14 protein-coding genes are annotated in these 15,417 nt (G+C 70.8%); all 14 read left to right on the top strand.

Annotated elements, in window-relative coordinates; genetic code table 11:
- Positions 1-135 precede the first annotated feature (135 nt).
- The 14 genes from pyrR to metK all read left to right on the top strand — a co-directional run bounded on the left by pyrR (position 136) and on the right by metK (position 15,291).
- Entirely contained in the window at positions 136-708 is a 573-nt protein-coding gene (gene pyrR, locus AB0J16_RS13890) for a bifunctional pyr operon transcriptional regulator/uracil phosphoribosyltransferase PyrR (RefSeq protein WP_358538354.1), read from the top strand.
- Positions 705-1,622 (top strand): aspartate carbamoyltransferase catalytic subunit, encoded by a 918-nt coding sequence (locus AB0J16_RS13885; protein ID WP_225298664.1) that lies wholly within the window; start codon positions 705-707, stop codon positions 1,620-1,622. Before pyrR ends, AB0J16_RS13885 begins: the two co-directional genes overlap by 4 nt.
- A complete protein-coding gene (locus AB0J16_RS13880; RefSeq protein WP_358538351.1) occupies positions 1,619-2,905 on the top strand; it encodes a dihydroorotase in 1,287 nt (428 codons plus the stop codon). The genes AB0J16_RS13885 and AB0J16_RS13880 overlap by 4 nt, the downstream gene beginning before the upstream one ends.
- Positions 2,902-4,008, top strand: coding sequence for a glutamine-hydrolyzing carbamoyl-phosphate synthase small subunit (carA, locus tag AB0J16_RS13875; RefSeq protein WP_358538349.1), 1,107 nt, complete (start codon positions 2,902-2,904; stop codon positions 4,006-4,008). The genes AB0J16_RS13880 and carA overlap by 4 nt, the downstream gene beginning before the upstream one ends.
- Complete coding sequence (carB, locus tag AB0J16_RS13870; protein WP_358538346.1) at positions 3,995-7,291, top strand: carbamoyl-phosphate synthase large subunit; 3,297 nt, start codon at positions 3,995-3,997, stop codon at positions 7,289-7,291. The genes carA and carB overlap by 14 nt, the downstream gene beginning before the upstream one ends.
- 55 nt (positions 7,292-7,346) lie before the next feature.
- On the top strand, positions 7,347-8,204 hold the full coding sequence (locus AB0J16_RS13865; protein WP_225298671.1) for a dihydroorotate dehydrogenase electron transfer subunit: 858 nt from the start codon (positions 7,347-7,349) through the stop codon (positions 8,202-8,204).
- A gap of 140 nt (positions 8,205-8,344) precedes the next feature.
- The gene (locus tag AB0J16_RS13860; RefSeq protein WP_358444884.1) at positions 8,345-9,310 is read left to right on the top strand and encodes a dihydroorotate dehydrogenase; all 966 of its coding nucleotides are present in this window, start codon (positions 8,345-8,347) and stop codon (positions 9,308-9,310) included.
- Complete coding sequence (gene pyrF, locus AB0J16_RS13855) at positions 9,307-10,005, top strand: orotidine-5'-phosphate decarboxylase (protein ID WP_357945259.1); 699 nt, start codon at positions 9,307-9,309, stop codon at positions 10,003-10,005. The genes AB0J16_RS13860 and pyrF overlap by 4 nt, the downstream gene beginning before the upstream one ends.
- A gap of 971 nt (positions 10,006-10,976) precedes the next feature.
- Positions 10,977-11,300 carry an integration host factor, actinobacterial type gene (gene mihF, locus AB0J16_RS13850; RefSeq protein WP_358538343.1) on the top strand — a complete coding sequence of 108 codons (324 nt, stop codon included), beginning with the start codon at positions 10,977-10,979 and terminating at the stop codon, positions 11,298-11,300.
- A 139-nt stretch (positions 11,301-11,439) separates the two neighbouring features.
- Entirely contained in the window at positions 11,440-12,012 is a 573-nt protein-coding gene (gmk, locus tag AB0J16_RS13845; RefSeq protein ID WP_358538851.1) for a guanylate kinase, read from the top strand.
- 5 nt (positions 12,013-12,017) lie between these two features.
- Entirely contained in the window at positions 12,018-12,287 is a 270-nt protein-coding gene (rpoZ, locus tag AB0J16_RS13840) for a DNA-directed RNA polymerase subunit omega (protein ID WP_214637710.1), read from the top strand.
- Between the two features lie 8 nt (positions 12,288-12,295).
- Entirely contained in the window at positions 12,296-13,588 is a 1,293-nt protein-coding gene (gene coaBC, locus AB0J16_RS13835; protein WP_358538341.1) for a bifunctional phosphopantothenoylcysteine decarboxylase/phosphopantothenate--cysteine ligase CoaBC, read from the top strand.
- A 27-nt stretch (positions 13,589-13,615) separates the two neighbouring features.
- Positions 13,616-13,984, top strand: a complete 369-nt coding sequence (locus tag AB0J16_RS13830) for a hypothetical protein (RefSeq protein WP_358538338.1) — start codon at positions 13,616-13,618, stop codon at positions 13,982-13,984.
- Positions 13,985-14,103: 119 nt separating this feature from the next.
- Positions 14,104-15,291 carry a methionine adenosyltransferase gene (gene metK, locus AB0J16_RS13825; RefSeq protein WP_219532887.1) on the top strand — a complete coding sequence of 396 codons (1,188 nt, stop codon included), beginning with the start codon at positions 14,104-14,106 and terminating at the stop codon, positions 15,289-15,291.
- Positions 15,292-15,417 lie beyond the last annotated feature (126 nt).

Raw genomic sequence — 15,417 nt, 5'->3', positions numbered from 1 at the left:
GGAAATTACCCAACCGTGGGCGGCCGTGGGGAGTAGGTGGCAAGAGTTCTGGCTGGTAGCCCCTGGTACTGTGTGTCACGACCAACACCCTTTTAAGACCCGTCCCGTGAGGCGGGAAAGGTGGTGAGCTCTGCCGTGTCCGAATCCCCAACCTCCGACCTGACACCCTTGTCGAGGGCTGTTCTGGAGGGCCCGGACATCCACCGGGCGCTGACCCGTATCGCGCACGAGATCCTCGAACGAACCAAGGGCGCCGACGGCGTCGTCCTCCTCGGCATCCCGACCCGCGGCGTCACTCTGGCCCGCCGGCTGGGTGACCGCATCGAGCGCTTCGAGGGCGTCAAGATCCCCGTCGGCTCGATCGACATCACGATGTACCGCGACGACCTCCGCCTCCGGCCCGCCCGGCCGCTCGGTCACACCGAGCTGCCGCCCGACGGCATCGACGGCCGGATCGTGGTGCTGGTGGACGACGTCCTGTACTCCGGCCGCACCGTCCGCGCGGCGCTCGACGCGCTCAACGACCTCGGCCGCCCGACCGCCGTACAGCTGGCCACGCTGGTCGATCGCGGCCATCGCGAGCTGCCCATCCGCGCCGACTACGTCGGCAAGAACCTGCCGACCGCCAAGAGCGAGAAGGTGAAGGTCTACCTGCAGGAGACCGACGGGCGCGACGCGGTGCTGCTGATGAAGGAGGAGGCCAAGTGAACCGCCATCTCATCTCCGCGGGCGACCTCGGCAAGGACGACGCCCTGCTCATCCTCGACACGGCCGAGGAGCTGGCGAGGGTCTCGGAACGTTCCATCAAGAAGCTGCCGACATTGCGCGGCCGTACGGTGGTCAACCTGTTCTTCGAGGACTCCACCCGCACCCGCATCTCCTTCGAGGCGGCCGCCAAGCGACTGTCGGCCGACGTCATCAACTTCTCCGCCAAGGGCTCCAGCGTCTCCAAGGGCGAGTCGCTGAAGGACACGGCGCTGACGCTGGAGGCGATGGGCGCCGACGCGGTCGTCATCCGCCACGGCGCCTCCGGTGCGCCGCACCGCCTGGCCAACTGGGTGCACGGCAGCGTCGTCAACGCCGGCGACGGCACCCACGAGCACCCCACGCAGGCGCTGCTCGACGCCTTCTCCATGCGCCGCCGCCTGGGCGGCCTGGACGGCCGCAAGGTCACGATCGTCGGCGACGTCCTGCACAGCAGGGTCGCCCGCTCCAACGTGCTGCTCCTGGCCACACTCGGCGCCGACGTCACGCTGGTGGCGCCGCCCACGCTGCTGCCGGTCTCGATCGACACCTGGCCGTGCGCGGTCTCCTACGACCTCGACGCGGTGCTGCCCAAGTCCGACGTGGTGATGATGCTGCGGGTGCAGAAGGAGCGGATGAACGCCGCCTACTTCCCGAGCGAGCGCGAATACTCCCGCCGCTACGGCCTCGACCGCGACCGCTTCGCCAAGATGCCCGACGAGGCCATCGTGATGCACCCCGGGCCGATGAACCGGGGCATGGAGATCGCCGCCGAGGTGGCCGACTCGCCGCGCTCGACCATCGTCGAGCAGGTCGCCAACGGTGTGACCATCCGCATGGCCGTCCTGTACCTGCTGCTCGGGGGAGAGACTTCGTGATCATTCGCAACGTACGGATCGTCGGCGGCGAGCCCGTCGACATCCGGATCGAGGACGGGGTGATCGCCGAGATCGCCCCGCGGATCGAGGGGGAGGCGGCGATCGACGGCGGCGGCGCGATCGTGCTGCCCGGCCTCGTCGACCTGCACACCCACCTGCGCGAGCCCGGCCGCGAGGACGCCGAGACCGTGCAGACCGGCACCCAGTCGGCCGCCCGCGGCGGCTACACCGCCGTGCACGCCATGGCCAACACCTCGCCCGTCGCCGACACCGCCGGCGTGGTCGAGCAGGTCTGGCGGCTGGGCCGGGAGTTCGCCCACTGCGACGTCCAGCCGGTCGGCGCGGTCACCGTCGGCCTGGAGGGCAGGCAACTGGCCGAGCTCGGCGCGATGGCCGACTCCGCCGCCCGCGTCCGCGTCTTCTCCGACGACGGCAGGTGCGTCGACGACGCCGTGCTGATGCGCCGCGCCCTGGAGTACGTCAAGGCCTTCGACGGCGTGATCGCCCAGCACGCCCAGGAGCCCAGGCTCACCGGCGGTGCCCAGATGAACGAGGGCGTCGTGTCCGGCCGGCTCGGCCTGACCGGCTGGCCGGCGGTCGCCGAGGAGGCGATCATCGCCCGCGACTGCCTGCTGGCCGCGCACGTCGGCTCCCGGCTGCACGTCTGCCACGTCTCCACGGCCGGCTCGGTGGAGATCCTGCGCTGGGCCAAGTCCAAGGGCTGGAACATCACCGCCGAGGTCACCCCGCACCACCTGCTGCTCACCGACGACCTCGTCGAGGACTCGCCGGTCGGCGCCTACAACCCCATCTACAAGGTCAACCCGCCGCTGCGCACGCGCGCCGACGTCGAGGCGCTGCGCGCCGCGCTGGCCGACGGCACGATCGACATCGTCGCCACCGACCACGCGCCCCACCCGGTCGAGGACAAGGAGACCGAGTGGTCGGCCGCGGCCATGGGCATGGTCGGCCTGGAGACCGCGCTCAGCGTGGTGCAGGAGGCCATGGTCGACACCGGGCTGCTCGACTGGGCCGGCGTCGCCGAGCGCATGTCGATCGTGCCCGCGCGTATCGGCCGCCTATCGGGGCACGGGCAACCGATCGAGGTGGGCGTGCCGGCCAACCTCACGTTGTACGACCCGTCCGTCCGTACAGAGGTGGATCCGTCCGCCTTCGCGTCGAAGAGCCGCAACACGCCGTACGAGGGCATGACGCTCCCCGGCCGGGTCGTGGCGACCTTCCTGCGCGGCAAGCCGACAGTACTTGAAGGGAAGCTGGTGTGACTTCTGCGCTGCTCGTTCTGGAGGACGGTCGCGTCTTCCACGGAACCCCGTATGGCGCCGCGGGCGAGACGTTCGGCGAGATGGTCTTCAACACCGGCATGACCGGCTACCAGGAGACCCTCACCGACCCGTCCTACCACCGGCAGATCGTCGCGATGACGGCCCCGCACATCGGCAACACCGGCGTCAACGACGAGGACCCCGAGTCGGGCCGCGTCTGGGTCGCCGGCTACGTCGTACGCGAGCCGTCCCGCGTGGTCTCCAACTGGCGGGCCAACCGCTCGCTCGACGATTACCTCAAGGAACAGGGCGTCGTCGGCATCGCCATGCCGGGCACCCGCGCGCTCACCCGCCACCTGCGCGAGCGCGGCGCCATGCGCGCCGGGATCTTCACCGATCCGTCCGAGCCGGTCGATGAGCTCGTCAAGCGCGTACGGCGGGTGCCGGCCATGGCGGGCGCGAGCCTGGCCGCCGAGGTGGCCACGGCCGAGCCGTACGTCGTGCCGGCCGTCGGCCAGAAGCGGTTCACCGTCGCGGCCGTGGACCTGGGCATCAAGGGCATGACCCCGCACCGGATGGCCGAGCGCGGCTGCGAGGTGCACGTGCTGCCGGCCACCGCCACCTTCGAGCAGATCATGGCGGTGAAGCCGGACGGGGTGTTCTTCTCCAACGGTCCCGGCGACCCGGCCACCGCGGACGTCTCCGCGCTGCGCGGGGTGCTGGAGGCGAAGGTGCCCTTCTTCGGGATCTGCTTCGGCAACCAGCTGTTCGGCCGGGCCCTGGGCCTGTCCACGTACAAGCTGCGTTACGGCCACCGGGGGGTGAACCAGCCGGTCCAGGACGTACGGACCGGCAAGGTAGAGATCTCCGCCCACAACCACGGCTTCGCGGTCGAGGCGCCGCTCGGCGAGCCGTTCGAGACCCCCTACGGCCGGGCCGAGGTCAGCCACGTCAACCTCAACGACCGCTGCGTGGAAGGGCTGCGCCTGCTCGACGGGCGCGCCTTCAGCGTGCAGTACCACCCGGAGGCCGCCGCAGGTCCCCACGACGCCGCCTACCTTTTCGACGAGTTCTGTGAGGTCATGAACCGTGCCCAAGCGTGATGACATCAGGTCCGTCCTGGTGATCGGCTCGGGGCCGATCGTGATCGGTCAGGCGTGCGAGTTCGACTACTCCGGCACCCAGGCCTGCCGCGTGCTGCGCGACGAGGGGTTCCGCGTGATCCTCGTCAACAGCAACCCGGCGACGATCATGACCGACCCCGAGTTCGCCGACGCCACCTACGTCGAGCCGATCACCCCCGAGTACGTCGAGAAGATCATCGCCAAGGAGCGCCCCGACGCGCTCTTGCCGACCCTGGGCGGCCAGACCGCCCTCAACACCGCCGTCGCCCTGCACGAGTCGGGCGCGCTGGAGCGCTACGACGTCGAGCTGATCGGCGCCGACTTCGACGCGATCCAGGCGGGGGAGAACCGCGAGAAGTTCAAGGAGATCGTCGCCAAGGTCGCCCGCGAGCACGGCCTGAACGCGGAGTCGGCCAACTCGGTCGTCTGCCACACGATGGACGAGTGCCTGGCCGCCGTCGCCGAGCTGGGCTACCCGCTGGTCGTGCGGCCCTCCTTCACGATGGGCGGCGTCGGGTCCGGGTTCGCCTACGACGAGTCCGACCTGCGGCGCATCGCCGGCGCCGGGCTGGACGCCTCGCCGACCACCGAGGTGCTCCTGGAGGAGTCGATCCTCGGCTGGAAGGAGTACGAGCTCGAGGTCATGCGCGACAAGCATGACAACGTGGTCATCGTCTGCTCCATCGAGAACATCGACCCGATGGGCGTCCACACCGGCGACAGCGTCACCGTCGCCCCCGCGCTGACGCTGACCGACCGCGAATACCAGAACATGCGCGACGTCGCGATCGCGGTCATCCGCGAGGTCGGCGTCGACACCGGCGGCTGCAACATCCAGTTCGCGGTCAACCCGGCGACCGGCCGCATGATCGTCATCGAGATGAACCCGCGCGTGTCCCGATCGAGCGCCCTGGCCTCTAAGGCCACCGGCTTCCCGATCGCCAAGATCGCCGCCAAGCTGGCCATCGGCTACACCCTCGACGAGATCCCCAACGACATCACCAAGGAGACCCCGGCCTCCTTCGAGCCCACGCTCGACTACATCGTGGTCAAGGTGCCGCGGTTCGCCTTCGAGAAGTTCAGGGGCGCCGACCAGACCCTCACCACGCACATGAAGTCGGTGGGCGAGGCCATGGCCATCGGCCGCTCCTTCCCCGAGGCGCTGCAGAAGGCGCTGCGCTCGCTGGAGAAGAAGGACTCCTCCTTCACCTGGGCCGGCCCCCAGCGGCCGAAGGCCGAGCTCATCGAGGAGTCCCGCGTCCCGCACGACGGCCGGCTGCGCACCGTGCAGCAGGCCATCCGGGCCGGCGCCACCGCCGAGGAGCTCTTCGAGGCCACCCACATCGATCCCTGGTTCCTCGACCAGCTGTTCCTGCTGGACGAGGAGGCGCAGGTCCTCGGTGAGGCCACCGAGCTGACCGCCGAGGTGCTGGAGCGGGCCAAGCGCCACGGCTTCAGCGACGCGCAGATCGGCGAGATCCGCGGCATCGACGAGGCCCGCGTACGTGACCTGCGCCACGCGCTCGGCCTGCGGCCGGTCTACAACACGGTCGACACCTGCGCCGCCGAGTTCGCCGCCAAGACCCCCTACCTCTACTCGGCCTACGACGAGGAGAGCGAGGTCCCGTACGGCGAGCGGGAGAAGGTCATCATCCTCGGCTCCGGGCCGAACCGCATCGGCCAGGGCATCGAGTTCGACTACGCCTGCGTGCACGCCTCCTTCGAGCTGTCGCGGGCCGGGTTCGAGACCGTCATGGTCAACTGCAACCCGGAGACGGTCTCGACCGACTACGACACCTCCGACCGGCTCTACTTCGAGCCGCTCACGCTGGAGGACGTGCTGGAGGTCGTCCACGCCGAGCAGCAGACGGGCCCGGTCGCGGGCGTGATCGTGCAGCTCGGCGGGCAGACGCCGCTCGGCCTGGCGCAGGCGCTCAAGGACGCCGGCGTGCCCGTGGTCGGCACCTCGCCCGAGTCGATCCACCTGGCGGAGGAGCGCGGCGCGTTCGGCCGGGTGCTCGCCGAGGCGCAGCTGCCCGCGCCCAAGCACGGCACCGCGACGACCGTCGCCGAGGCGCTGAGCGTGGCCGAGGAGATCGGCTACCCCGTGCTCGTCCGGCCCTCGTACGTGCTCGGCGGGGCCGGCATGGCCATCGTCTACGACGACGCGACGCTGACCACCTACATGGCGGCCCAGGAGGGCGGCCATCCGGTGCTGGTCGACAAGTTCCTCGACGAGGCCATCGAGATCGACGTGGACGCCCTGTTCGACGGCGAGGAGCTCTACCTGGGCGGCGTCATGGAGCACATCGAGGAGGCCGGGATCCACTCCGGCGACTCGGCGTGCGCGCTGCCGCCGATCACGCTCGGCAGCAACGACATCAAGCGCATCCGCGCCGCCACCGAGGGCATCGCCCGCGGCGTCGGGGTCCGCGGGCTGCTGAACGTCCAGTACGCCATGTCGGCCGGCGTCCTGTACGTCCTGGAGGCCAACCCGCGCGCCAGCCGTACCGTGCCGTTCGTCTCCAAGGCCACGGCGGTGCCGCTGGCCAAGGCGGCGGCCCGCGTGATGCTGGGCGCCTCGATCGCCTCGCTGCGCGAGGAGGGCATGCTGCCCGCCACGGGAGACGGCGGCACGCTGCCGCTGGAGGCGCCGATCGCGGTGAAGGAGGCGGTGCTGCCGTTCAACCGCTTCCGCGGCGTCGACATCGTGCTCGGGCCCGAGATGCGCTCCACGGGCGAGGTCATGGGCATCGACGAGTCCTTCGGCGTCGCCTTCGCCAAGTCGCAGGCGGCGGCCTACGGGGAACTGCCCATCAAGGGCCGGGCCTTCGTGTCCGTGGCCAACCGGGACAAGCGTGCGATGATCTTCCCGGTACGGGCGCTCGCCGACCTCGGGTTCGAGATCCTGGCCACCGAGGGGACCGCTGAGGTGCTGCGCCGCAACGGTGTCCATGCCAAGATCGTGCGAAAGCAGAGCGAGGGGCCCGGAGCCGGAGGTGAGCCCACAAGTGTCCAGTACATCCTCGACGGCGAGATCGACCTGATCGTCAACACGCCGTTCGGCAGTCCGGGCCAGTCGGGCCCGCGGCTCGACGGCTACGACATCCGTACCGCCGCCGTGCTGCGCGGCATCCCGTGCATCACCACGGTCGCCGGCCTCGCCGCCGCGGCCGCGGGCATCCAGGCCATCGTGCGGGGCGACGTCGGCGTACGGTCCCTCCAGGAGCACGGGCGGGCGCTGCGGGCGGCAGGGGCGTAAGGCTCGATCGACGGCAGGCTCCCGCGGGAGGTGAAGAGGACTGGCCGGCACTCCGGTGCAGGTGACGGGCACGGTGCTGACGACGCGCCGGGTCGACGCCTACCATGCCCTCACCGTGGTGGCGCCCGGCATCGCCGAGCGCTACCGGCCCGGCCACTTCGTGTCCGTCGCCGTCGGCGGGGCCCACACGTCCATGGTGACGCGGCGGGCCTTCTCCATCCACGACGTCAAGCCCGACTACGGCGGCACGGTGGAGCTCGTCTTCACCGTGCGCGGGCCGGGCACCGCGTGGCTGGCCGAGCGCCGGGCGCGTGACACGATCGACCTCGTCGGGCCGCTCGGCCGGCCCTTCCCGCTGCCGCGCGACCCGGTCCACTGCGTGCTGGTCGGTTCCGAGTACGGCTCCGCGGTGCTGTTCCCGGTGGCCGACCAGCTCATCGAACGCGGCTGCCGGGTCGACTTCGTGCTGGGCGGCGCCAGCGCGGACCGGGTGTTCGGCGCCATGCGGGCCAGGCGGATGGCCCAGACCACCACGCTCACCACCGAGGACGGCTCGCTCGGGCTGCGCGGCCGGGTGACCGACGCGCTGCCCGCGGTGATCGCCGACACGCGGGCGGACGTGGTCTACGCGTGCGCGCCCATGGAGACGCTGCGGGCGGTCACGGCGGTGGCGATGGAGTTCGACATCCCGGTGCAGGTGGCGGTGGAAGAGGCGATGGCCTGCGGGATCGGGGTCTGCATGACGTGCGTGCTGCCGGTCATCGGCGACGACGGCGTGACCCGGATGGTGCGGGCCTGCGCCGAGGGGCCGGTGTTCCGGGGGGAGCGGGTGCGGTTCGAGGATGTGGGGACGATCCCGTTCGACGCGCTGGGGGCGCCCGGGGGTCAGGGCGGTGCTCGCCATGCGGGCTGACACCGATTGCCCGTGTCCCGCTTCCCTGCCGCGTCCGCGTCTTGCTTCCGCGCCGCGCCCGCGTCTCGCGCGATCCGGTGGCTGTTTCTCCGCGTTGTCTGCGGCTGCTCTGCGGCGGGTGAGCTGACGTGTCAGTAGATATGCGGACTTTTCTGGCGCATGTGGAGCTCGCCAACCCCATCACCACCGCCGCCGGCTGCGCCGCCTCGGGCCGCGAACTGGCCCAGTTCTTCGACCTCCACCGCCTGGGCGCCCTGACCACCAGCTCGATCACCATGGCCCCGCGCGCCGGCCGCCCCACCCCCCGGATGGCCGAGACCCCCTCGGGCATGCTCAACGCCGTCGGCCTCCAGGGCCCCGGCATCGACGCCTTCCTCGAACGCGAGCTGCCCTGGCTGGCCCAGCGCGGCATCAGGACCATCGTCTCGATCGGCGGCGGCACCGTGGCCGAGTACTCGGCGCTGGCCCGCAGGCTGGCCGACGCGCCCGGCGTCACCGCCCTGGAGGTGAACCTGTCCTGCCCGAACATCGAGGACCGCGGCCGGGTCTTCGCCCGCGAGGGCAGCGCCGCCGCCGAGGTGATCGCGTCGGTGCGCTCCATCATGCGGTACGACGTCCCCGTGGTCGCCAAGCTGGCGCCCGACGTGGCCGACATCGTGGCGGTCGCCCGCGCCTGCGTGGACGCCGGAGCCGACGCGCTGTCCATGATCAACAACCCGCTCGGCATGGCCATCGACACCGAGGCGCTGCGGCCCTCGCTCGCGGCCGTGACCGGCGGGCTGTCGGGGCCGGCCATCCTGCCCCTTGCCGTACGGTGCGTGTGGCAGGTGCACGCCGCCCTGCCCGGGGTGCCGCTGATCGGCGTCGGCGGCGTGACGACCGGCAGGGATGCCTTCCAGCTCATCCTGGCGGGCGCCTGCGCGGTCGGGGTGGGGACGGCGCTGTTCCACGACCCCTACGCGTGCCTGCGCATCGAGCGAGAGCTTGAGGACCTGCTGCGGGCACGCGGCTTCCAGCGGCTGGCCGACGCGGTCGGCCTGGCCCACCGTCCGCCGGGGAGCGCCCCCCGGCACCTGCTCGTCGACTCCGAGGAGAGCTCCCCTTGACGCCCGCACCCATCGCCGTCGCCCTCGACGCCCCCGACCTGGAGACCGCCGCCAGGTGGGCCGCCCTGGTGACCCCGCACGTCACCACGGTGAAGATCGGGCTGGAGCTCTATCTGCGCTACGGCCCCGACGTGATCGCCTCGATCCGGGGGGCGAGCGGCGTACAGGTCTTCCTGGACCTCAAGCTGCACGACATCCCCAACACGGTCGCGGCGGCGGCCAGGGCGGTCGCCCGGCTGCGGCCGGCCATCCTCACGGTCCACGCGGCCGGGGGCCCCGCGATGATCCGCGCGGCCGTCGAGGCGGCCCCGGACACCCAGATCGCGGCGGTCACGGTGCTGACGTCGCTGTCGGAGGCCGACCTGAGCCGCATCGGGCTCGCCGGCCCCGCCTCGGACGCGGTCCGCCGCCTGGCCGTCCTGTCGGTCGAGTCGGGCGCCACGGCCCTGGTGTGCTCACCGCACGAGGTCGTCGACCTGCGCTCGGAGGTCGGGCCGGAGATCACCCTCATCACACCCGGCGTACGTCCCGCCGGGGCGGACAGCCAGGACCAGGCGCGGGTGGCGACGCCGGAGCAGGCGCTGGCGGACGGCGCCGACCTCCTGGTCATCGGCCGCCCGATCACCGCCTCCCCGGACCCGGGCGCCACAGCCGCCGCCATCGCATCCTCCTTGCGGCGCACGACCCCCTTCTGATGGGGTTCGCGGCCCTTAGGGCCGTTCCGTGTTCCTGATGGGCCTTCGGGGGCGGCCCATCGTGGCGTGGCATCGGTGCGCAGCGGCGAACCGGCCGCCGCCAGTGCCACGGCCAGGCAGGATCCGCGTCCGTGTGCGTCTGCGGCCCACCGCGCATATGTGGGCCCATCGCGCCCGTCCGCAGCCCGCCGCGCCCTGTGCGTGCGCAGTCGATCGCGCCCGCGTGGGGCCCTCGCGCCATCGCGCCCGCATCGGGCCCACCGCGCCCATGTGCGGCTCAGCCCTGGGCGCCGTGCGCTTCCGTCGTGACGCGCGCTCACGCCGACGCGGGGCCGACTGGGCGGCGCGTCGTTGTCCGGCGCACCACCGCAAGCGGTCGATCAGCGAAGCCTGGTCCAGCCCACCATGCGGCTGGCCGCTCGGCCGGTGTAACTCAGGCCCACCGTACGGCGGCCCCGACCAGCCAGGCGCGGCTCGGCTCACTGTACGGCGGGCCGGTCGGTCGGGCGAATGTGCCGGGAGCACAACCGTTGTCACCCGGCCGTGGTGGGACCGCTCCCATGAGCACACGTACGGCGGGTGGCCGTGTACGCACGGTGAGGGCCTCCCCGGAGGGACGCCGACCCCAGAACGGCGTCCCACGCCGACCGTACACGATCGTGAGGACACCCCCGCAGGGCATACGGATGCCCACCTCGGGCGGGGTTTCGGACGTAAACCCGCGCACGTTTCGGACACCGCTCCCTGACGGGTGGGTGATCATCATCGTACCCCCACGGCGCTTCCTGTGTGTAAGGAAGAAGCGGGAAGTGGAGGCGATTTGATCAGCACTCTGTAGTTTTACATACACGGAGAGTGATGAAGTGGATTTTGTGAGGAGAGAAACCGCCATTGACGTTGCTTAGGGGGCGATGACCAGCTAGTTTCCCTTCCCGTCCGAGTACATCGACAGAAATTCGAGGTGACCCGGCGTGGCTCTTCCTCCCCTGACCCCTGAGCAGCGCGCCGCAGCCCTGCAAAAGGCTGCCAAGGCCCGTAAAGAGCGTGCCGAGGTCAAGAACCGGCTCAAGCATGGCGCGGTTTCTCTGGCTCAGGTGCTCAAGGATGGGCAGACCGACGACGTCATCGGCAAGATGAAAGTGTCGGCCTTGTTGGAATCGCTCCCAGGCGTGGGCAAAGTCCGCGCCAAGCAGCTCATGGAGCGGCTTGCCATCGCCGAGTCCCGCCGCGTGCGGGGTCTCGGTGCGAACCAGAGGGCATCCCTCGAGCGCGAGTTCGGTGGCAACGAGAGCTAATCTCGGTTCCACACGAAAGCGCAGGTTCAACGGGGGGTAGGAAGTGACCGACAGGTCCAGGTCCGGCAGTGTTTGGGCCCATGAGGCAGTCGGATCTGGAGCGAGGGTCGGCGACTTCCTCCCCTCGAGCGAGCGGCGCCTGACGGTCCTGTCCGGACCGTCGGGCGTCGGTAAGTCAACGGTCGTCGCCGAGATTCGGCGGGCACACCCCGAGGTGTGGCTGTCGGTCTCGGTGACAACCAGGAAACCCCGGCCCGGCGAGGTGCACGGGCTCCACTACTTCTTCGCCGACAGCGAGGAGTTCGACCGGCTCGTGGAGTCGGGGGAGCTGCTCGAGTGGGCGGAGTTCGCGGGCAACAGGTACGGCACGCCGCGCGCCCCGGTGCTCGACCGGCTCGCCGCGGGCATGCCCACACTGCTCGAGATCGACCTCGAAGGCGCCAGGCAGGTGCGGCAGAGCATGCCGGAGGCCCTGCTGGTGTTCCTGGCCCCGCCCTCCTGGGAGGAGCTGGAGAAGCGGCTGCGCGGCCGTGGCACCGAGCCGGAGGACGTCATCGCCCGCCGCCTTGAGGCCGGCCACGTCGAGATGGCGGCCGAGAAGGAATTCGACCTCACGCTGGTGAACACAAGTGTCAAAGAGGTGTGCCGCCGGCTGATAGCCTTGATGACTGACCCTCAGGGGGTCATCAAAACCACCAACCGAGAGGTCTGACAATCGTGGCAGGAATTGCCCCGGTCGCAGAGGGCATCACCAACCCGCCGATCGACGCGCTGCTCGACATCGTCGACAGCAAGTATTCCCTGGTGATCATGGGTGCCAAGCGCGCCCGCCAGATCAACGCCTACTACTCCCAGCTCGGCGAGGGCCTGCTCGAATACGTCGGGCCGTTGGTCGAGACGCACGCGCAGGAGAAGCCGCTGTCCATCGCGCTGCGCGAGGTGGCCGAGGGCCTGCTCAACGCCGAGCCCATCGAAGGCGCGGTCTGACCCGCTAAATGAAGAGGGTCGTCCTGGGCGTCAGCGGGGGCATCGCCGCGTACAAGGCGTGTGAGCTGTTGCGCCTGTTCACCGAGTCCGGGCATGAGGTGCGGGTCGTTCCGACCCGCGACGCCCTGCGGTTCGTGGGCGAGCCCACCTGGGCGGCGCTGTCCGGCAACCCGGTGACGACCGATGTGTGGGAAGACGTTCACGAGGTGCCCCACGTACGGATCGGCCAGCGGGCCGACCTCGTCGTGGTGGCGCCCGCGACCGCCGACGTGCTCGCCAAGGCCGCTCACGGCCTGGCCGGCGACCTGCTCACCAACACGCTGCTGACCGCGCGCTGCCCGGTGGTGTTCGCGCCCGCGATGCACACCGAGATGTGGCAGCACCCCGCCACCCGGGCCAACGTCTCGACGCTGCGCGAGCGGGGCTCCGTGGTGATCGATCCCGCGGTCGGGCGCCTCACCGGCGCCGACACCGGGCCCGGGCGTCTGCCCGATCCCGCCGAGATCTTCCAGATCTGCCTGCGCGTACTGGCCGGCCGGCCGCGCGACCTGGCCGGGCGGCGGGTCGTCGTCTCGGCCGGCGGCACGCGCGAAGCCATCGATCCGGTCCGCTACCTGGGTAACCGGTCCTCCGGGCTGCAGGGGTACGCCCTGGCCCGCACGGCCGTCGCCCGTGGGGCCCAGGTGACGCTGGTGGCCGCCAACGTGTCCCTGCCCGATCCGGCCGGGGCCGCCGTGGTGCGGGTGGAGTCGGCGGCCGAACTGCGCGAGGCGGTGCTGACCGCCTCGGCCGCCGCGGACGTGGTGGTGATGGCGGCGGCGGTGGCCGACTTCCGGCCCGCCGCGCGGCAGGACTCCAAGATCAAGAAGACCGAGGGCGACCCCGAGCCCCTCTATCTAGTGAAAAATCCCGACATCCTGGCGGAACTAGGCGAACGCCGCCGCGCCGCAGAGTCGTCCCCCGAGGCGGCGGCCGGGTCGGATTCGGTGGCGGCCGTCGGGCCGGAGTCCGAGGTGATCGCCGCTCGTCATCCCGAGGTGATCGTCGGGTTCGCGGCCGAGACCGACGACGTGCTCGCCAACGGGCAGGCCAAGCTCGCCCGCAAGGGCTGCGACCTGCTCGTCGTCAACCAGGTCGGCCCCGACCTGGCCTTCGGCACGCCCGACAACGCGGCGACCGTGCTGGTCGCGGGCGGCGAGCCGGTGGAGATCCCCCGGGGTCCCAAGGACGACGTCGCCGACGCCGTCTGGGATCAGGTCGCCAAGCTGTTGCGGCATCCCCGAACGCCTGCCGATACTTAAGACAAAGGGGGCAAAAGGGGGCGGGGAATGCCGGTGAGTTCCACTGTCAGAGATCGATGCAGAACGCTGCTCGGCGATCAGGGGGAGATCCGCTACGTATTCCCCGCGCTGTCCCTGGGCCCGCCGGGCACGGGCAACTTCCTGATCGTGGTCACCGACACGGCCATCTCCGTCCTCGCCACCCGGATGCTCCGGAGCGACCGCCCGGTCTCCGTCCACGCGACCTTCCCCCGCCACACCAGGCTCGGCCCGATCATGCAGGCTTCCGGGCCGGTGATCGAGCTGGGCGTGATGGCGTTCGAGTTCGAGGAGGAGTACGCCGCCGTGGTCGCCGCCGCCGACGCGGAGATCTTCGCGCCGGAGACGCTGCCCCCCGACCCCCTGCCCGACCTGTGAACGACCCGTTTCGCGACATGCCCGTGGGTAGGGCTAGACTTCGGCGAGGCACTGGCCGGGGTGTACAGTCGCCGGAGCCCGCACGTCCGTCAGCAGCCGCTGCATGAGGAGCCACTGAGTTGTCACGTCGCCTGTTCACCTCCGAGTCGGTCACCGAAGGCCACCCGGACAAGATCGCCGACCAGATCAGTGACGCGATTCTCGACACCATGCTCAAGGACGACCCCAAGAGCCGGGTCGCCGTCGAGACGATGATCACTACCGGCCAGGTCCATGTCGCAGGCGAGGTCACGACCGAGACCTACGTCGACATTCCCGGCGTCATCCGGGAGAAGATCCTGGAAATCGGCTACGACGCCTCCCACAAGGGCTTCGACGGCGCCTCCTGTGGCGTGTCGGTGTCCATCGGGGCGCAGTCGCCCGACATCGCCCAGGGCGTCGACGACGCCTACGAGCACCGGGTCGACGGCGACATCGACGAGCTCGACCGCCAGGGCGCGGGCGACCAGGGCCTGATGTTCGGCTACGCGTGCCGCGAGACGCCCGAGCTGATGCCGCTGCCGATCACGCTCGCGCACCGGCTGGCCCAGCGCCTGTCCGAGGTGCGCAAGTCCGGCACCGTCCCCTACCTGCGGCCCGACGGCAAGACCCAGGTCACCATCGAGTACGACGGCGACCAGCCGGTCCGTCTCGACACCGTGGTCGTCTCCACGCAGCACGCCGCCGAGATCGACCTCAAGGAGATGCTGACGCCCGACATCAAGGAGCACGTGGTCGACCCCGTGCTCGCGGGCCTCGACATCGACATCGAGGGCTACCGCCTGCTGGTCAACCCGACCGGCCGCTTCGAGATCGGCGGCCCGATGGGCGACGCCGGCCTCACCGGCCGCAAGATCATCATCGACACCTACGGCGGCATGGCCCGCCACGGTGGCGGCGCCTTCTCCGGCAAGGACCCGTCCAAGGTCGACCGCTCGGCCGCCTACGCGATGCGCTGGGTCGCCAAGAACGTCGTGGCCGCCGGGCTCGCCGACCGCTGCGAGGTCCAGGTCGCCTACGCCATCGGCAAGGCCCAGCCGGTCGGCCTGTTCGTCGAGTGCTTCGGCACCGAGAAGCTGCCGGTCGAGAAGATCCAGGCCGCCGTGCTCCAGGTGTTCGACCTGCGCCCGGCCGCGATCATCCGCGACCTCGACCTGCTGCGCCCGATCTACTCGGAGACCGCCGCTTACGGCCACTTCGGCCGTGAGGGCTTCTCCTGGGAGTCGACCGACCGCGCCGAGACCCTGAGGTCCGCCGCCGGTCTGTGACCGTTCCCGTCAGATGCCGCACCCCGGCTTCGGGGTGCGGCATCTGCGTGTTCACGGCCGGTCGGGCGGGGGCCGTTCTCTGAGGGAGGCCGTCGAGACGTACCGTGGTCTCCTTGGATCTTCCGG

Source organism: Nonomuraea sp. NPDC049750 (assembly GCF_040659625.1).
In the GTDB taxonomy this organism is placed as follows: Bacteria; Actinomycetota; Actinomycetes; order Streptosporangiales; family Streptosporangiaceae; genus Nonomuraea.
Note: the sequence above shows the minus strand (reverse complement) of the source record. Positions and strands in the feature narration are given on the sequence as shown.